General features: G+C 53.7%; 12 protein-coding genes and 1 pseudogene. 12 read left to right on the top strand and 1 reads right to left on the bottom strand.

Annotation, left to right across the window (positions count from 1 at the left end):
• Positions 1–596 precede the first annotated feature (596 nt).
• The 8 genes and pseudogenes from DTL42_RS19670 (at position 597) to DTL42_RS19635 (ending at position 13160) form a co-directional block, all read left to right on the top strand.
• A complete protein-coding gene (locus tag DTL42_RS19670; RefSeq protein ID WP_147274366.1) occupies positions 597–2132 on the top strand; it encodes a metallophosphoesterase in 1536 nt (511 codons plus the stop codon).
• 114 nt (positions 2133–2246) lie between these two features.
• Positions 2247–4418, top strand: a complete 2172-nt coding sequence (locus DTL42_RS19665) for an N-acyl-D-glucosamine 2-epimerase (protein ID WP_147274365.1) — start codon at positions 2247–2249, stop codon at positions 4416–4418.
• Positions 4419–4469: 51 nt separating this feature from the next.
• Positions 4470–5168 (top strand): DJ-1/PfpI family protein, encoded by a 699-nt coding sequence (locus DTL42_RS19660; RefSeq protein WP_114371208.1) that lies wholly within the window; start codon positions 4470–4472, stop codon positions 5166–5168.
• A gap of 28 nt (positions 5169–5196) precedes the next feature.
• The gene (locus DTL42_RS19655) at positions 5197–6030 is read left to right on the top strand and encodes a type 1 glutamine amidotransferase domain-containing protein (protein ID WP_114371206.1); all 834 of its coding nucleotides are present in this window, start codon (positions 5197–5199) and stop codon (positions 6028–6030) included.
• Between the two features lie 55 nt (positions 6031–6085).
• Positions 6086–8152, top strand: coding sequence for an ankyrin repeat domain-containing protein (locus DTL42_RS19650; protein ID WP_114371204.1), 2067 nt, complete (start codon positions 6086–6088; stop codon positions 8150–8152).
• Between the two features lie 26 nt (positions 8153–8178).
• Positions 8179–10746: an alpha-amylase family glycosyl hydrolase gene (locus DTL42_RS19645; protein WP_114371202.1), complete on the top strand. Its 2568-nt coding sequence runs from the start codon at positions 8179–8181 to the stop codon at positions 10744–10746.
• A gap of 151 nt (positions 10747–10897) precedes the next feature.
• Positions 10898–11350, top strand: a complete 453-nt coding sequence (locus tag DTL42_RS19640; RefSeq protein WP_114371200.1) for a hypothetical protein — start codon at positions 10898–10900, stop codon at positions 11348–11350.
• A gap of 585 nt (positions 11351–11935) precedes the next feature.
• Positions 11936–13160: pseudogene (locus DTL42_RS19635) on the top strand (IS256 family transposase).
• A 180-nt stretch (positions 13161–13340) separates the two neighbouring features.
• Here DTL42_RS19635 and DTL42_RS26420 read toward each other — a convergent pair.
• Positions 13341–13502 (bottom strand): hypothetical protein, encoded by a 162-nt coding sequence (locus DTL42_RS26420; RefSeq protein WP_158545476.1) that lies wholly within the window; start codon positions 13500–13502, stop codon positions 13341–13343.
• Positions 13503–14248: 746 nt separating this feature from the next.
• On the opposite strand from DTL42_RS26420, the gene DTL42_RS19625 reads away from it, so the two are divergent.
• The 4 genes from DTL42_RS19625 (at position 14249) to DTL42_RS19610 (ending at position 19801) form a co-directional block, all read left to right on the top strand.
• Positions 14249–15592, top strand: a complete 1344-nt coding sequence (locus DTL42_RS19625) for an efflux RND transporter periplasmic adaptor subunit (RefSeq protein WP_234824278.1) — start codon at positions 14249–14251, stop codon at positions 15590–15592.
• Between the two features lie 11 nt (positions 15593–15603).
• Positions 15604–18792 carry an efflux RND transporter permease subunit gene (locus tag DTL42_RS19620; protein ID WP_114371194.1) on the top strand — a complete coding sequence of 1063 codons (3189 nt, stop codon included), beginning with the start codon at positions 15604–15606 and terminating at the stop codon, positions 18790–18792.
• A gap of 39 nt (positions 18793–18831) precedes the next feature.
• Positions 18832–19236, top strand: a complete 405-nt coding sequence (locus DTL42_RS19615) for an RND transporter (RefSeq protein ID WP_114371192.1) — start codon at positions 18832–18834, stop codon at positions 19234–19236.
• Between the two features lie 82 nt (positions 19237–19318).
• Positions 19319–19801, top strand: coding sequence for a thioredoxin family protein (locus DTL42_RS19610; protein ID WP_114371190.1), 483 nt, complete (start codon positions 19319–19321; stop codon positions 19799–19801).
• Positions 19802–20192: the final 391 nt, after the last annotated feature.

Raw genomic sequence — 20192 nt, 5'->3', positions numbered from 1 at the left:
CGACAAAGTGGCGAAGTCATTAGCCGCTCCAACTACAGCTTCACCTGAATCCGCGTAATCCTCTACCAAAACACGACTTGTCTTGCCGTTTATCGTAATGACAGGCGGTCTGAGGGGCATTGAGGCGCAGAGCTGAGCAGTGGCAGTTAATTTTCAATAAATATGCCTTGCGGAGTTAGTATCTTTTGGTAGTCTAATATCCACCAAAGGTGGCATTCTGGATTGTTATGTGTTTTACTAGCTCGCCAAACTTTTAACCGCCAGGAAACATCCGCTGATTCAACAAATTGTCGGGTCCGAATTATTGTTTGCTTCGCAATTCCCAATCCGTACCCAACCCCGAAGTGTTGAGCATCATTCTTAGACCTGACCGACGAGTGTCCTTCGTGTCTCACTGCTGAAGAGCCAGGCACGATCCATGTGGTGTGAGCCAGCCATCATCGCGCGCAATTCACCGCCCCGTCAGCGCTTCCGTAATCAGAACGCCCCTTTAAAACGATTGCTCATCGATTGGCATTGCATTCGTTAGAGAAGAGAACTCTCCAAAACGTAGTTTACGTAACAGTTCGCGAACGTTTCGAAGTTATCAAATTCGCTTGTCGACATTCATCATTGAGCTATCAATGAGACACGATGCAATAGCATTTTCATCGGCCGACCCGCAACCTGGCGAACCAGTCACTATTATGTACAAGGGAAGTTTGGCCAATGCAGAAACGCTCTATATTCATTGCGGCTTTAACGGTTGGAATCAGGTTAGCGACCCCCAGCTACAAGTCGAAGACAGTGGAGGTAACCTTGAATACTTCATCGAAACACCGCTGACAAAGATCGAGGCCTCGCATTTCGAGATTACGATTCAGTTGTCTCGCGAGGCGTGTGTCTGGCATTTTGTGTTCTTTTCAGAGAATGGACTCGGCCGGACATGGGACAACAACGGAAGCGATGATTATCGAGCAGCCGTAGGACGACTCTATTTAGGTCCCTATCTGCCTTGGAATTCCAATACTCAGCCACATAGCGGCGTCGTAGTGAATTGCATTACGCACGTTCCCATGATTTTTCGACTCAAGTATGGGAAAGATCCGACTCTTGGGAAAACAGTGACCGGTGCATTCGCTACGCATCACCGCCTCGAACTCAACGATCTGCAAACGGTTACGGGATACTTCGAACGCCTATTCAGGGATGAAGAGCCGCTAACACCAGTGCACAGGTTTAAGACGGCCAAAGAAGAGGTCTCCGTACTAAGTTTCATGCTTGTTAGAGACATGCAAGACAGCGGCGACAATCGAAGATGGGGTGATACCGCAATAGAAATTGCAGAAGCGCACTCCGACGTTGACTTCCTCATTCTCGTCGGAGACCTTACTTGGAACGATACTCCGGGACACTGGTGGACGTTCTTCGACATGGGCCGGGAAGTCCTGACGACGAAAGTTGCCATGCCAATTATTGGGAACCACGACACACCCTGGACGGGAAGCCACTGGGATGCCAAGACGTTTCTGAACAATTTCGCGTTCCTATTCTCCTCAACGTCCCTCACCTTCTCTTCCTTCCGTTTCGGACCAGTTCGTTTCTTGGAGTTCGACACAGAAGTTCCCGACGAATTTAGCGATGCAAACGGGAAACAATTTCAATGGGCGCAAGCGGAACTTGGCGATATCGCTAGCGATCCGGAAGGCGAGTGGGTATTCGCGCTGATGCACATCGCGCCGTGCAACGCGGGACGCAGGCATCGTCACACACGGGGCAGATTTCATCACATCACGCGTCTTTTCAATCGTGTCGTAGATTGGGTGTTTTTTGGGCATGAGCGCCTTTACCAGCGATTTCACCCACTTCAATACAACGCGACTTTCACGCCTTCGGAAGCCTACGGATCTGGGGCTGACGACGGCGTGGGTTATTTGATTGTGCCGCCCGCAGGGAATTTGCCCGAATCACACGTTGTCGCATCCGAGTTTGATGTGAGTTGTTGTCGCAAACGCCTCGTGTATCCAGCTATTGACGAAGGTTCGAGCAGTGTCGCGTCTGAGATTGGCTTTGTCACAGCGGACATCGACGGCCGAACAATACGACTTCGGACATCCGTGATGGGGACTCTTGAAATGCCTGTAGCAAGCTGAGTCCTTGACGAAGTTAGCTATGAGAAATAGAGACGACGAACCCAACGTATTCGCACGAAATCGAGAGATATCCTTGGGGGCTTGGTTGGCAAATTTGAATTCAAGGACTTCATTATGACAGCATTACACTCTAGTTTCACGCTCATGGGCGAAGTTGAATCGCCTGACCCTGCTGAAGCCATGTTCTCACTCCGATTGTTGTCGGGCGAAGTGGTATCGATAGCCGTGTCACGGACTACTTACTATGAAGTGATTCGGAATATCGGGGATGAGTGGCGCGATCGTGTCGGAGAGCCTGATGCGAATGTCGTCGAAGCGAAAATCGGCAGTCGTTCCGGCGCTCCCGACGAAGCCATGTGGACAGCGAAACGGCAACTTCTCAAATACTTGAAGCCCGGTCACATGGTCTGCATTGAGGGAGTCTGCAGTAGCCAACGAAATGTTGCGCAGTATTATGCAAGGCGCATTGTCTTGATGCACTCCGTCCAGGGACTTTTTGCATGGGAGGACACTCACTGGTGGCTACAGCAGATCAATACACTATTTGAACAGTGGTTGGACGTATTATTCAAAGAACGGCGTGACATCACCGAGAATGACTTCTCTGCCTTTTACCGTACGAATCTTGACCTGCTCGGAGGGGCCACCGGCGATGCCGTTCAAGAATCGGCCACTCTCTCGCGATTCCTCTACGGCCTTTCATCAGCCTACTTGCTGACTGGCAATATGCGGGCACTTTCTGCAGCCAGAGCCTGTGCCAAGCATCTGGTCGGCGCCTACGCCAGTCCAACGCATGACGGTGAATGTGTCGTCTGGAAGTTCGGACGCGTCAACGATGGCAGGAGCACGAAAGAGATACTAGGTTCTCTCAATCCTGAGGATCATGGGAGCTTTCCGCTCTATGAACAGATATATGTCCTGTCTGGGTTAGCCCAATATTACCGAGTGACTCAGGATACGTGGGTAATGGGATACATCGTGCGCACCGTGGCCGCGTTTGAGAGATTTTATCGTGATACAAGGCGTGACGGCGATCCATGTTTCACGGGACAGGGCGGGTATTTCTCCCACATTGATCCGGTCACCATGCGTCCCGATTCACCGTCGCTAGACGTCTATCGCGAAGGTGCTCGCTACGACAATCGCGCAAAGAAGAATTGGAACTCGATCGGCGACCATATTCCGGCCTACTTGATCAATCTTCTGGCTGCAATCGATCCGATTCCGGTTTCCGGTCATGAGTGCGAATGGGTAAAACTACGGGACAGATGTCGCGACATGCTCGATGAGTGTGTTCTCTGCATACTCGATCATTTCGCGCCCGACAACGGCAGCAAACTTGTCAACGAGCGGTTTCATAAGGACTGGAGCCCTGATCACACCTGGGGCTGGCAGCAGAACCGAGGCATTGTGGGACACAACCTCAAGATCTCGTGGAATCTCACCCGTTGCGGCAACTATTATGTCTCCCGCGCAAAGCAGGCGAACGAAGATGGCGACACACAGTCTTCCGACAAGTATCACAAATTGGCCGAAAGGTGTTACGAATTCGCCCGGGTATTAGGCCACAATATGGAAGAGGTCGGTGTCGACCTTGCGCGAGGTGGCATTTTCGACGCGTTGGAACGGAATCCTTCCAGCGGGATGCCAACCGAGTTTTGTTGGGGTAGCACCAAGGATTTTTGGCAGCAGGAGCAAGCCATTCTGGCCTATTATATCATGCAGGGGTGCACGGAAGACGAAGCCGAAAAAGCCAAATTCCTTAAGCTCGCTCGTTTCTGTACCGCCTTCTGGAGCTTGTTCTTCGTCGACCAAGACAATCGAAAGATCCACTTTCGAACCGACGAATGTGGTCGCACGCTGATACAAGGTCAGTACGCTCAGCAAGCAGGCCACGCGATTGCCGGATACCATGCCTTTGAATTGAACTATCTGGCGCATCTCTACATCCGCACGTTTGTCGAACGCGGCAAAGGACGCAATGACGCCTTTGTCCTCTATTACAGGCCTGTAAAGAACAGTAGCCTCCAGTCACTCAATGTCTTGCCAGATTTTTTCCGGCCCAGTGACCTGAAGATCGTCAATGTACGCATTAATGGTCTGGTCGTACCGGTGGCGGATCCCCACAAGTTCCAGATCGACATTTCACAATGGCCAGAAGATTCCGTGATCATGGTTGAGTATCTACCGACTGGACGAGCAGATGCCCAGGCCGAAGCAGACTTGAGGGATGATGCATCGGAAATGGGAGGCTTGGACATTGGGTTCGACTTCGTCTCGCTTTGAGCGGCTTCGTCTGAAGCCCTACGTACCACAATTATTATGAGGATCTAGACCGTGCTTGATAAACCACTAGCGGGCAAGAAGATTGCAGTCGTTGTCGAGAGCAAATACATTCCCGAAGAGATCAAGGCATATAAGTATTGCTTTGGACTTCTCGGCGCCAAGGTAGACCTGATTTCACGTCTCTACTATGGAAGCTATGCGCCGGGAGATGAGGGTTGGACATCTGCCGTTTTTTACAGCGACGTTGATCCCAATGAGCAGAAACCTTGGGAGACTCCTGAGATGCTGGCCATGGAAGACAACAAAGACGTCTCGCGGATCAATCTCGACGACTACGCGGCGCTCATCATGTCGGCGAACTATACCAGCGTTCGGCTGCGTTATACGGATGACACAGAGATCAGCGACGCCCGTTCTTTCGTTCAGTCGGCTCCTGTCGTACGTTTCTTCGCCGAGGCGATGGGCCGTAAGGATCTTGTCAAGGGCCTGTTGTGTCACGGGCTCTGGATACTGACGCCAAACCGCGATCTCCTCAAATCACGCCGTGTAACGTGCCATACCGTCGTCATGGCGGACATCCTCAATACAGATGCACACATCGTGTTCGAGAAGGATGAAAATGGGAAGAGTGCGCCGGCGAAAGTGGTCACGGATGGAGATCTTGTTACTGGATTCTCAAAGGACGAAGTCGTTCCTTTTATCGAAGCGATCGCGCTACAAATCTCGATGATGCAAACACGAGTTCATTAGTTTACTCTCAACCTACTGAAAGAATGCCATGAACAAAAAAGTGCTTATCGCTGTTTCTGAGCACGGATTCTGGGTAGAAGAACTCCTCAAGCCGATGGACCATTTGGACGCCGCCGGCATTGGGTATCACTTCGTGTCCCCTAAAGGCAATATAACTCCGTTTCCTGACGGAGCGAGTCTGAATGCAGAGTATGTTGATCCACCGCTCGGGCGCCAGGTAACATCTCCGGACCTCGCCCGGCGCGGCAAAGAAACAGACTGGGAAGAACTTTTCGGGCATCGTCATACCCTTGAGAAGTGGTTTCCGGTCCGTCCCTATTTGAGCGCAGACGGGTACCTCGGAACACTCGAGCGATATTACGAGGAACGCCGCAAAGCATGGAAGCTCATTTCGGAGTACGATGCCCTGCTCCTTGTCGGGGGCAGCGGTCCTGTTGTTGACATGGTAAATAATAATCGCCTCCACGACCTCATTCTCGGCTTCTACTACGCGGGCAAGCCCATTGCTGCTGAATGCTATACCGTCACTTGTCTCGCCTTTGCCCGAGAGCTCGACACCCGGGAGAGCATCCTGCGCGGAAAGCATGTCACTGGTCACACGATGGAATACGACTATACCGCCGGCTGGTCGATTCTTGCCAATGGTGAATATTTCACATTCGAAACGCCACCATATCCGCTCGAGTATATTTTGCGAGATACCGTTGGGCCGAACGGAAAGTTTCACGGAAATGTAGGCCGCCTGACATCCGTGATCGTCGACTACCCGTTCATCACCAGTCGGTCAGTCGCCTCGTCGGACCTATGCGGGCGTCTGCTTGTGGAAGTCTTGACAAATGACTTGAAACGCTTCGGCTGGTAATCCTCGGCGACGGATTTTTCTATCTTTGCCCCGCTATTTCCGAAGTCCTTCGTCTATGGATATTCATGCAGAGTCAATTCACAGATTCCTCGACTCGCTTTTGCGGGACGACGGTGGCTACGCAAATGCCGCCGGGAAAGCAAAGAGTTCCCTCAGCTCAACCAACAGCGTCTTGAAGGCTCTGGATAGCCTTGATTGCATAGTTTCTGCGACAGAAAAGACCGTTGACTTCGTCAGGAGTTGCCACGATGGTGTCTTGGGAGGATTCGCCCAGCAGCCGGGAGCAGAAGCCGACGGATTCACCACTGCCTCAGCACTGATGCTGCTAAACAGGCTTGGTGGCTCCGGCGCTGTCTCCATCTATCAGGAGCGAGCCGTCCAGTTCATGAATTCGAAGGCGAGAACTCAGTACGATCACTTTATGACGATCGCGGCGTATGAGGAATGCGACATTACGGGTTCCTCACCCGACAAAGCAATCGCGTACTTCCAGGCAAAGGCCAGCGACGACACGCCGAACGCCAGGGTTCTCGACAACGCGATCACATTCTCCTCGCTGCTCCGAGCGGGACAGCCGTTTAAGAACAAGCCGGCGGTCATCGACTTGCTTCTGCAGAGACAGCGTGACGACGGCGGATTTGGCGACGGCGACTCCTCCGACCTTTTTACGACCTACTGTGTGCTTCGCTGCCTCGTTCTTCTCAAAACTCCACCAAACGTTCGACGGTTGCAGAGATACCTCTCCCAGTTGCGCAGGAAAAACGGGTTCGCTGCAACACGGGGCGAGGCTGCTTCGGCTGGGGCGACATATCAAGTGTTGAGCATTCTGCAGTGGATCAGCGACCTCCAAAGAGACGCCGTCGACATGGCGCGTGCCGGCGATGTCACGGGCCTATCAAAGTGGTTGGTCTGCGGGGGGGACCCCAACATCTATGACAGCGATGGCTGGACGGTACTGCTGGCAGCGTCGGCTTACGGGAAGCACCAAGTCGTTGATTTCCTCTTGAACAATGCGATGCACGATGTCCCCAACGCCGACCCTTGCCTCCGATTCTGCGGGGCCGATGCGCTGCCGATCTACATGGCCGGTCAATCAGGCGACGTGAAGACGGTGGAGATTCTTCTTAAGGCGAAGCCGGAGCACTTGCATGCGATAAGCACCGTCAACGGCCACACCGTGTTTCTGCAGGCGGCATTCTACGGCAAATCCGTTCACCTCGATCTCGCTCGATATCTTCTGGACAATTGCTGCTCCCTCCTCGGTTCTCCCCCCGACCAGTTGCCGAGCGAACAAAAGAGACTCACGACGGCGACCAACGTCCGCGGCTACACTGGTTTGACCATGCAGCATCTCTGGCACAACGAAAAGATGTCTGAACTCCTCAGCGGATACCCCCAACCCACGGAGGAAGAAAAGGAGACGTACCTCGATGACCTCCTGCTCCGCATCGCCGACGCGCAATCGCTCAGCGAGCGACTGATTCATGAGTTGCGTTTCTGGCAAAACAAGGCCGCTGCGGTTGAAGACGGCGCCGCGCCGGTGGATCAACAGCTAGTGGAGCAAGCCCTCGTCGCGATCGATCGCATCGCATCGCAATCGGCGTTTGAGATCGATCGGCTAGCAAGCTCGCTCTACCAGCCCCCACTGATCTATGCGATTACGGGGGTTGATAGGACGCGGTCTGGTGCCGAGATGCGATTTGCTATTGTGAAATATCTTCTCGACAAGAAGGCGGACCCCAAAGTCCGTGAGAAACACCCGATGGGTATCGGATCCGTGATTCGTGCGTCGGTGCTGAATCAGTTTGAGCTGTTGAAACTCGTCGCCGATTATATGACCAAGCAAGATTTTGCCGACGAGATGAACACCAGCCCCGCAGTGAACGGATTGACCGCCATGCATGACGCAGTGCACCGAGCGTTGACGGCGCCCGCTCCCGACCTGCAGCCACACCTTAATAAGATTAGATGGATGCTCCAGAGGGGCGCTCGCATCGATATCCCGGATCACACGGGTCAGACTCAAAAGCAGCTGGCGATCGAAGCCCACGGCGACCCGGCGTTTTCAGAGGGCAATGTAAGAGCGGTTTGGGAAGTTCTGGGACTGCCCGTTTGTCCGTAAGCGATCTCTATCATTTAGGATAACCAATGGCTACGCACCATGTCACGTTTATCTACTATTTCGGGGTCTCCGGGGATCCTTTTCCTGATTTCAACGCGACCCTGGAAGGCAGTTGGAATGCGGTGGGGGAGTATTCCGATGACTGGTCAGTCTCTGCGATGGAAAAGATTGAATCGGAAGACGGAGGCTATTGCTTCAAGGGCGCCGTGCAGCTCGACGACAGCCAAACGGGGCAAGTTTTTAAATGGGGTGTCCGCTTCCATCGCGGTGAAACGTCTACGTGGGCCATTCCGCAGGAGATCAAGTCACACGAGTCCCGCGCCCGATTTCGATCCTTTCGCTTCGATGGCGCGGCTCAGACGGAGCGTTTCTATTTAACGCATTGTCGCCATTTGGGCGCCAACAAGTACAAGAAGAGTGACGGAACGTGGGGGATCTGTTTTCGCGTTTGGGCGCCGAAGGCCAAGGAAGTCGAATTGGTATTTGGATCTCTCTGGAACGCCGATGATCCCACAAAGACGCCACTTTCTCAGGGCGAGTCTCTGTTGCGAGAGAAGCTCGCCGGCGGATACATCGGGAATGACAGTTCCGGTATAGACACCACACTCCCGAGGATCGCGATGATCAAGCGTGAGGGCGGGATATGGGAAACCCCCGCCGATCACGATTACCTGCAAGACTTCGAGGCGCTCAACCACAAATTGTATATGTACCGGATCAAGCGGGATGATGATTCGCAACTCTACCGCACCGACCTTTATTCGCGCTGCCAGGCTGGGTTCGGGGCGACCGACCCGGCAACCGACTCGTGGGGCGAGTTGCTCAGCGACTTGGCGGGAAGGGTCAGCTGCTCCGTGACGGTCGATCCCGATACCGTGGTCAAGGAATTTGAAGTTCCAGCATGGCCGGAAGCTCCTGCGGACTTCATTCCGACCGAGGAGTTTTGGGAAGACGAGTTTACCGACAAGCAGGTACCGCAGCAGGTTCAGGATTTGATTATCTACGAGCTCCATCTCGGCGCCCTCGGGTTTGGCAGCGGCAAGCCGGGTACGTTGAAGGACGCCATGGCGTTGCTCGACCACATCGTTGGACTCAATGCGAACGCAGTCGAACTGCTTCCCTTGTCGGAGTTTGCCGGGGGCGCTCAGAACTGGGGCTACGCGACCTCACACTATTTTGCGATTGAGTACGGGGGCGGTGGCCGCGATCAATTCAAGCACTTCGTTAAGGAGTGCCATCGACGTGGATTGGCGGTCATCATGGACGTTGTATACAACCACTACGATCACGATGCGGAACGCGCGGAGCGGTACTACGACTCTCCGGTCCCCGAGCGCGACACGTTTTATTGGTATGAGGGTCGATCGGACGACTACCGGTACCTCGAGCATCGGGGCTGGGGCGATAAATGGTATCGTGGCGGCTACGTCAAGAATCAATCCTCCGGCGATGCTCCCGCGTATCACGAAGAGATGGTGCGGGCGATGTTCGTCAGCAGTGCGGTGGCGCTGGCGAGAGAGTTTCACATCGACGGCTTCCGCGTCGATCAAACCACGTCAATTCACGGCTACAATCGCCTCAGAGCGAACGACGCCGAGGTTCCGAATGCGAACATCTACGGGGCCAAACTGTTGCGTGAATTCGGCCGGACAGTTCGGCTCTTTCATCCGGGCATCATGCTGATGGCGGAGGATCACTCGGAATGGGACGAAGTCTTGAAGCCAGTCGAACAGGATGGAATGGGCTTCGATGGCCGTTGGTACTCGGATTTCTACCACCACCTCGCGGGTGACACGAAATCTGACGGGAAGGCGAAGCTGTTATTGCAAGCGGCCCGGAACAGCTTTGGGGGAGGTGAGGACCTCAAGCTCGACTCATTTTCTGGCGCCCTCTGGAATTCGCAATTCCAGAAGATCGTTTACAACGAGTCGCACGACGAAGCCGGCAACAGCTCGGGGCCCTTCTGGGATCCTACTTGGAAGGATGGTGACGAAGAGAGCAAGAAATGCACATCCCACCGCACAATCAAGGTCGCCGCTAATGCACAGCCGCTGATTGGAGAGACGCGAAAGTACGCCGAGGCTCGGTGTCGCTTCGCCTGGGGGATAACGGCGTTATCCGCCGGCACTCCCATGTTTCTGTTTGGCGAAGAGGTCGGCGCCGAGAAACGTTTCAAGTACAGCGCCGTGATTGATTTCAAGGAAGACCTTCACGGCATGCGTGAGGGAATTGGCAAGAGCCTCTACAGGTTCTATTCTGACGTGAACAAGCTTCGGCTAGATCATCCCGCGCTGCGAAGCAGAAACATCGACATTGTCCACGTGCGCAACGACACTCGCGTGGTTGTGTTTCGCCGCTGGAAAGGTGATCGGTCGTTTCTAATCTTCGCCAGCTTGGCGGACCAGCCTTACGCTAACGGGTACATCGTAAACAACAGTCGGATCGAATCGGGCCCCTGGCGAGAGGTCTTCAACAGTGATTCCTTCGACTATGGAGGTGACAACGTGGGTAATGGAGGACAGACGCTCTGGTGCGACAATGGGCGCATCGAGGCGGTTGTTCCTTTTAATGGGTTTGTCGTTTTCTCACATTAATTGTGGCCCTGTCGGCACGCTACCGCACAAGCGTCCAATTGGCTGCGTTTCCGCCGTGCGATCCACAACCTAAGCACGGCCATCTGCTTTTGCAGTGTCCGCGATCACTTCGCCGTTATCGAGTCAATTCCGCCAGCTTGAGGAGAGGTAAATGCCGCCAGGATTTGTGAAACTTTATGGCCTCGCTCACCACGAGCCGAGCATCGGTCTGGTCTTCGTGGCAGCGGATTCCTGCCTCGAAATACCTGTCGAACCTCGAAAGACGCTTTCCGATGAGCAAGCCGCTTTTTACCACGACTCGCCCTTTTACCAAGTGTCCACGGAACTTCACTTCACCGCCACGAGGTTGATTCTCGCCTCGCTTGCCTCATCAAACATCACCACGCAGTATCCCCGACCGTTTGTCTCAATACTCGCGGAGTTCCCACCGGATAGTTCCAACTCCTTCTTCCTTCGCACCTTTGCTTCTCACTCAGCAATCAATTCGCGAGCTTTCTCGCTTCATCAAGTTGACGAGTCGAGAAGTGCCCTGGAAAACTGGCTGATCGCGGAGGACGAATTGCTCAATCCGGAATCTTGGCCGATTGTATACGTTGGGGGATAGTGGCGGGTAGGGCCTGCAGCGCGACGACACCCTTTGCGCTGCAGACAAGCGTGTCGGGAGTCTTCGACATTAAGAAAGTTGGTGCTTTAGGCGGAACCGTCCTGGGATAGCAACTGCGTAGTACACAATACTTATCCAACTCATTATCTGTAGTTACAATTCCCCAAGTCTCGGGCGATTCTCATTTCCTCCGCGATGCTGAAGTTTACAAATCAATCGTCGCCTACACAGAACGTCGCAAAATCGTATTTGCGATGCCGAGGCGGACCCCGGATGTGATGTCTTGGGTCGCACTGTATGAGGGCCAATGACAGTTCGAAAGCAGGCCACCCGACCTAGCGAATCCTGACGATCTTTGCTCCCAGCTCACATTTTCCCCAGGCCTGCTCCGTTGTCAGTGCAGGAACCGATAACTTCATGACAAGCGACAGGCAGCAAGCTATTGTCAAATCTCGTGTTCTAGCTGAAGAGGTAAAAAGCGGCGTATTCTGCTGTTGGAATGCATTTCATCAGCCGCCCAACGTGGGCGTGAGGATACGCCATGATCCAGGGTACGAAAATTGTTCCGAACGAGCAGACGACAACATGGGGGCTTTTTCGCAGCCTGTAGAGGCTCGCAGTTTGCTCGATCAGATTGTGCAACAAGGATCCCAGCGGATGCTTCAGGCTGCCATTGAAGCCGACAGCTTTCTGGAGCAGCACTCCAGCAAGCGAGATGATCGCGGGCGAAGGCTCGTGGTTCGCAATGGCCGCTTGCCTGACCGCGAAGTGATGACCGGCGCCGGAAAGCTCGCAGCCAGTCAGCCGTGGGTTCGTGACAAGTCGACCGGTGAGGACGATCGCGTTCACTTCTCGCCGAAGGTCTTGCTGCCGAATCTTCGCCGCAGCCAGAGCATCGACGATTTGATTCCCTGGCTCTATTTGAAAGGCGTGTCGACAGGCGATTTCCGCGCGGCTTTGCAGTCGCTCGTTGGTGAAGCGGCGTCCGGTCTAAGTGCCAACACGATTGTGCGGCTGAAGGAAAGCTGGTCGGCCGAATACGATGCCTGGTGCCGTCGCTCGCTTGACGAGAAGCACTACGTTTACGTCTGGGCCGATGGCATTCACGTGAACGTGCGGCTCGAAGATGAAGCGAGAAAACGGCAATGCACTCTAGTTTTAATGGGAGCAACAACCGACGGCAAGAAGGAACTGCTGGCAGTGGCCGACGGTTATCGTGAGAGCGAGCAGAACTGGCATGAAGTGCTGATCGACCTGAAGCAGCGAGGGCGCTGGCGCATGCTCCGCACCTAGCGATTGGCGACGGGGCATTCGGGGTCTGGGCGGCACTTCGTAAAGTCTTTCCGGAGACGCGCGAGCAGCGGTGTTGGGTTCATAAAACGGCCAACGAGGTGAACCAAATGCCCAAGAGCGTGCAGCCCAAAGTTAAGGCCGACATCCACGACATCTGGCTGGCCGAGACGCGGGCCGATGCGGAGAAGGCGATCGAACAGTTCGCGGAGAAATACGGCACGAAGTACTCGGCGGCATGCGAGCGGATCGAGACGTGCTGCTGACGTTCTACGACTTACTGGCCGAACATTGGAAGCACCTGCGAACGACCAACCCAATCGAATCGTCCTTTGCCACGTTTCGCCTGAGGCATCGAAAAACAAAAGGGAGCGGCAACCGCAGGACGAGCCTTGCCATGATGTTTAAGCTGGGACAAACAGCCCAATAGGGCTGGCGTCGCTTGAACGGACACGCCCAAATCGCCAATTTACTAGCAGTAAAGAGTTTCAACAACGGCATCCAGCAGACCACCGTTTGAGCCTCGGCTAGAACACGAGATTTGACAATAGCTCGATGGCATTTACATAAACCAAGACACTGAAGGAACTTGTGAATCACCCGGACTCGCATGCATTTTTCGTGGGGACATAACTCGCCTTGAAATGGGGTACTCTGTGCCGTATCATCGAATCGTGCGATCTTGTTCGCCTTGCTCAATTTAACGTTCGTTATGAATCACTTCGTTGTATTCCTGATTACGCTTCGTGTTGTTTTCTGCCCGCTGTTTTGCGGTGCTCAGAGCTTGGCTGCGCCACAACATGTTGATCAGCATCAATTCCAATTCACGATGGACTGCCAGGAAGCACAGGCTTGTTGCCACCACTGTTCGCACGATCGCAGCCCTGCCCCACAAAATGATTGCCCTCACGACTCGTGTCCTGATTGCGATTGTTTCTGTAGCCAATCGGCGATTGTGGGACTTAAGGTAGAGGTCGAAGATTTGTCGTCTTGGGCATGGGATTGTTTCCTGCCGTACGAAGATCAATGGCAATCGACCCAGCATCAACTTAACGATGATTCGCAATACTACGATCGCTCTTGGAAGGTGTTGTCAGGCCGCTTCATGCGCCTAACGCTCGCTTCTCTCTTAATTTAAGCACCGCATTCTATTGTCGTGGTGCGCAGAGCTGGTTCATTCCGGCTTTGTCATTGGCAACACCTTGCGTGGAAGCCAATGCCTTCTGCCCATTTCCCTGTTCCATTGACGTCTTCTTTGCGGGAGTTCTGCAAATGAGTCAATCCGTCGTCGAAACGCAGAAACAAGCTGCGGGAAGTAAGCCGAACGAGGTTGCTAATTCCGAGAGTTCAACGAACGCGCCGCCCGGCTCGACTACCCAACTTCCATCCCAATCGCTTGCGAGGCGTGTAGTTGCGTTTTGCGGTGCGAGCGTTGGTCCTTGCTTGGTACTTTTAGCATTCGCTGGGCTATTTGCATTCGGCCATTACACCGACTGGAAAATGCCCAAGTTTGCGGCTTTAACTGGAAAAGTCGCACCCGCAGACGCGGACTGGTGCGATGAACATGGAGTACCAGAATCGATCTGCGTCGAGTGCGACGAATCCCTCATGCCGAAAACGCCGGACTTCGGCTGGTGCTCCAAGCATGGCATTCATAATTGCGTCCTCGACCACCCTGAACTGGCCCAACTGAACGAGACACCTGCGATCTCCTCGGCGGATCGATCTCGTGCCGAGTTGGCTATGAGCATGCCGCTTTCGAAAGAAAACAACAGCGGTTGCCTAACCTATCTGAAGCGAATTCAATTTGCATCCGTCGATGCCGTTGCCCAAGCGGGCGTCGACGTCGAACTCGTGGAACGCCGCCCTATCGAACAAACGGTCTCAGGCAGCGGTGAAATTCTCTACGACCCCACGCGAACGGCCAGTTTTGCTTCACGAGCCTCTGGAAGTGTTTGGCGTGTTGAAAAGACCTTAGGAGATCGCGTGGAAGAAGGGGAAGTTCTCGCACTGGTGGAAGCAGAACAAGTCGGTGATCTAAAAACCAGCCTCATCCGTGCTCTGGCAGAACAATCATTACAGCGACAAAATGTGGAACGATTAAAAATTGCCAAGGGAGCCGTGGCAGGTGTTCGGCTGTTAGAGGCCGATGCCGACTTGGCCAAAGCAAAGGCCGAGGTGTTGAGCATCGCTCAATCGATGGAGAACTTGGGATTATCGCCTGATATTCAATCTCTGGCCCAACTTTCGGAACGCGAAGCTTTTGAACAACTACGCTTTCTGGGCATTCCACAAACGCTTCGCTCTTCGGTGAAAGCACAAGTTTCCAGTGCTAATTTTCTGCCTGTGCGATCCTCGATCTCTGGACTGATTGTCGAACGAAACGTCACGCAAGGTGAAGTCGTCGATACCCGACGACCGTTATTTCGCATTGTCGATACGAGCCAAATGTGGTTGATGCTTGAGGTTCCCCTAGAGGACGTACAGCAAGTTGAGGTCGGGCAGAAGGTTCACTTCCAAGCGGACGGAAGCTCGTCGCAAGTTTTAGGGCAGGTGGACTGGATTAGCACCGGGGCCGATTCCCAGACCCGTATGGTTAAGGTCCGTGCTGTCCTTCCCAATCCCAAGGGCAAATTGCGTGACAAGACTTACGGCATCGGTGATATCGTCCTAAGAGAGGAAGAAAATGCGATCGCCGTGCCGGCAGAAAGCGTCCACTCCGAAGGCTGCTGTCGAATCGTTTTCGTACGTGATAAGCACTACTTCGATAGCCCTGAGTCCCCCAAAGTCTTCCATGTTCGCTCGGTGCGTTTGGGAGCTTACCAGGATGGTTTTACGGAAATTGTTGCGGGGGTTCTCCCTGGGGAAGTCGTCGCTACGACGGGCAGTGATGTTCTGCGAGCCCAACTGTTGAAGAACGGTTTAGGGGCTGGCTGCTGCGTCGACGAATAAAGGGAGACAAAATGCTCAGCAACCTAATTGATTTTTCACTTCGGCATCGGGCGTTAGTCATCCTTGTCACGCTCGTGTTGGCGGTAGCTGGCGTCTTCGCGCTGCAGCAGCTTGATATCGATGCGTTTCCCGATACCACCCCGGTTCAGGTTCAGATCAATACGACGGCACCGGCACTCTCTTCTGAAGAAGTCGAGAAACAGATTACCTTTCCCGTCGAGCAGAGCATTAGTGGCCTGCCTGGTTTGACGGTTATGCGATCGATCTCGAAATTTGGACTTTCCCAGGTCGTCGTGACCTTCGAGGATGGGATCGATATCTATTTTGCCCGTCAGCTAATCAACGAGCGGCTTAGTACCGTGGAGTTGCCGGTAGGAATCGGCAGGCCGCAGATGGGCCCCGTATCGACAGGACTCGGCGAGGTCTTCCATTATGTACTGACCTATCAGGGAGTCGACTTTTCCCAGGTCAGCGACCAGGAGCGTGTTGATCGGCTGACCGAATTACGCACTCTCCATGACTGGGTGGTAAAACCGCAATTGCGTTCTGTCCCGGGTGTCGCTGAGGTGAACAGTTGGGGAGGCTACGAAAAACAATATCAAGTTCGGCTTGATCCAGATCGTCTGATCAAACACGCCCTGACCTATGAGGAAGTTGCAGATGCCATTCGTGCAAACAATGAAAATGTCGGGGGAGGGACGATTACCGATGGCAGCGAAATGCTGCTGGTACATGGAGTTGGCCGCACGGTAGACATCGACCAGATCAAAAATATCGTCATCAAAGCAAAAGATGGGGTCCCTATTCGCGTCGGCGACATCGGCGAAGTGCAAATTGGTCATGAGATTCGCCGGGGAACAGTAACTGCTGATGGCCAGGGGGAGGCGGTACTGGGACTTGGGTTCATGCTCATGGGCGAGAACAGTCACGAGGTGACTTGGGCCCTGAAGAACAAGCTGGAGCAGATTCGCAGCACGCTTCCTGTTGGCGTTACCATCAAAACGGTTTACGACCGAACGGAACTCGTCGACCACGTGATCCACACGGTGCAGAAAAACCTGTTCGAGGGGGGCCTGTTGGTTGTCGCGGTTTTATTCGTCTTCCTCGGGAATCTGCGTGCCGGTTTCATCGTCGCTCTGGCAATTCCACTTTCGATGTTGTTCGCATTTTCGGGCATGCTACAAGTTGGCATTGCGGCTAGTTTGCTCAGCCTGGGGGCGATCGACTTTGGGTTGGTGGTCGATAGTTCGGTGGTGATGATCGAAAACTGCGTCCGGCATCTGTCGCGCGACAGCGGAGGTCGCAGCCACTTGGAGATCATCCGCGATGCGGCCATCGAGGTTCGCAAACCAACGATGTTCGGTGAGTTAATCATCATGATCGTTTACTTGCCCATTTTGACGCTGGAAGGTGTCGAAGGGAAACTCTTCCGTCCGATGGCGATGACCGTGATTATGGCTTTGGCCGGATCGATGGTATTGTCGCTGACTCTTATGCCGGTGCTGGCCAGTTTTCTCTTGCCTCAGAACATCCAAGAAAAAGAGCCCCTTTTGATCCGCTGGCTCAAGCGGCTCTACGCACCGGTATTGCGATTTACGATGCACAATAAATTCGTTGTGATCGGTTCGGCTCTCTGCCTGTTTGTAGCCGTATTCGGGCTGATTGCCCCGAACCTTGGTTCGGAGTTTGTCCCCCGCCTCTCCGAAGGGGCGATAACGCTGAATGTCGTCCGACTGGCAGGCACGGATCTGGAAGAGTCAATCCGTTACAACACGCGTATGGAAAAGGTCCTGCTGGAAAAGTTCCCCGATGAGATCGCGCACGTTTGGAGTCGTGTCGGAACCGCCGAAGTGGCAACCGACCCGATGGGAACGGAGCTAACCGATCTATTCATTACCCTTCATCCCCGGAAGCAGTGGACTCGTGCCGGCACTCAAGAAGAACTGACCATCCAAGTGCAGGAAGAGTTACGCGATCTACCAGGCCCTCGCCTGGCCATGTCGCAGCCAATAGAGATGCGGATGAATGAGATGATCTCTGGGGTGCGGGCCGATGTCGCCGCAATCCTTTACGGAGATGATCTGGAATTGATGGTTAGCAAAGCGTCCGAAATTGAAAAAGTGATCAAGGGCATTGCGGGAGCTTCCGAAGTCAAGGTGGAACAGGTCACGGGACAGCCGGTGCTTCAAATCAAGATCAAGCAGGACCAGATCGCCCGCTATGAAGTGCCTGCCAAGAACGTCTTGAATCTCGTTCGATCATTGGGCAGCCATCACGTAGGAGAAGTTTACGAGGGACAACTGCGTTTCCCGCTAGTCATTCGTCTGCCAGAAAAAGTACGTGCTGATCCCTCGGCCATCGCCGATATTTTGGTCGCGACTTCGTCCGGGCAACGCATCCCGCTTTCGCGACTAGCGTCGATCGAGCGGGTAGACGAACCTAATACGATCAAACGCGAGTGGTATCAGCGCCGTATCACTGTCGAAGCAAACGTCCGGGGACGCGACATGGGAAGCTTCGTTGCGGAAGCCCGCCAGGCAGTTGCTGAGCAAGTTGCGTTGCCACCAGGGCGTTACCGAGTCGAATGGGGCGGACAATTCGAGAATCTCCAGCGTGCCCAACAACGTCTCATGATTGTCGTTCCGATCGCGTTGTTGATGATTCTTGCCCTGTTGTACATGACCTATCGAAACTGGATAGACGCGTTGCGAGTGTTCACTGGGGTACCATTCGCCTGGATTGGTGGCGTTGTCGCCTTGTGGATTCGCGATATGCCGTTCTCGATTTCCGCTGCGGTCGGCTTCATCGCCCTTTCTGGTGTAGCCGTGCTAGACGATATGCTCTTGGTCTCCACGATTCGCCAATTGCGAAGACGTGGCAGGAACTTGGATGAAGCTGTCGAGGAAGCGGCGGTGACTCGTTTGCGTCCTATTCTCATGACAACTCTAGTGGCTAGTTTGGGCTTTGTGCCAATGGCCTTCAGTACGGGGATGGGGGCAGAAGTCCAGCGTCCATTGGCAACCGTGGTGATTGGGGGAGTGTGTAGTGCGATGCTTATGAGCCTGCTCGTCCTCCGCGTGCTTTACGTCGTCTTCAATCTTCCCGCTAAGAATCTTGGTTCGGGTGAATACGACGAGTTCGCTCCTGAACAACCTCCCCTGCCAGATTCTGCCAAGGGGGCGGAAACCGTCTCGGTTTGATTTCAATATAGTTTTTGAAAATTTAAGTAGGAGAATCTTATGAAGTGGATGTTTAGTACCTCCAGTTTGGCAGTTGGATTGCTTGCCGTTGCCGCTCTTTCATTCGCTGGCTGCAGTGGTGGCCAGTCCGCGATGGGAGATGCCGACGAGCACTCCGAAGTGGCTCACGATGACCACGATCACGGCGACGAACATAGCCACGTCCATGGAGAATGGTGGTGCGGCGAACATGGCGTGCCGGAAGAGATTTGTGCTTTGTGTGATACAAAGCTGATCGTAGAATTCAAGGAGAAGGGAGATTGGTGCGAAGAACACAATCGTCCCGCGTCCCAGTGCTTCATCTGCTCGCCGGAACTTTTCGACAAGTTTGCCGCCCGATACAAGGCCAAGTACGGCGAAGACCCACCGAAGCCGGAAGCCCTGGAAAAGGGGGCCGATTCGTAGCACGACTTATTGCGACGATTCTCATTCGACGCACGGAGCAGTTGGCTGTTATCTAGGCAGCCAACTGCCGTTGGGCAAACCAATGAAACGTTACCAAGAATTGGCAGCCGATCCCCTTACACGACCTGACATTTTGGGACTAGCGATCCTTCTTGTCACTATCTTCGGTGGCTGCGACCGAAGTTATCCCAGCAATTCGCCGGCAGATGGCCGCATAGATAACGGCGAAGGTCTCATGCTAGTTACCGACGATACCTTTTCTCGCGAGGTTCTTGAACAGGCAGACCCGGTCGTCGTTGTCATGACCACCAAATGGTGCCCCAAATGCACCGAAGCCAAGCCCGTCCTTCACGATTTGTCCTTCCAATTCAGGGAAAGCGTGCGGTTTCGAGAAGTTGACGCCGAAAGCAATCGATTTCTTTCGGAGAAATACAACGTTACTCAATATCCGACCATTCTGATCTTCGCCGATGGAGAGGTTCAGCATCGTATTGTTGGCGATCACCATACCTCACGTCTGGAACACGCTCTAAACACACTGATGGCCAACGCTGCGAGAGAATGAGCGAAATCAGCAATCACAAAGATAACTCTGCGATCGGCAGCAGCGATCCACTTCAAACAATAGTGCTCAATCGACAACCTGCCAGCCCCTGTTTCGGGGCCGATTCGCTCGGTGATTGGGGCAAGCCTTTGAATTCTTGATGTGCCATTCAATAGTCGCTCTGGGCAACCGATCGCGTGAAAAGCTCTATCTAAGAAATGGGCGTCCATGGTCCGACAGCTTGGGCCTATTCAATGCGACACAGAGGATGACAATAAATCATTTGTGAAGTGGACCCCATTATTCGGACCACGGGCTTAGATAGAAAACCTTGCTCCGATCGGTGAGACTGGTGTGTTGAAACTACCAGCAAGCATCAGGAGCGAGGGATGGCACGGAAGCGGCGGATCTT

It is taken from the genome of Bremerella cremea (assembly GCF_003335505.1).
Taxonomy (GTDB): domain Bacteria; phylum Planctomycetota; class Planctomycetia; order Pirellulales; family Pirellulaceae; genus Bremerella; species Bremerella cremea_A.
The sequence above is the reverse complement of the archived record's forward strand: the minus strand, read 5'-3'. Positions and strand labels throughout refer to the sequence as shown.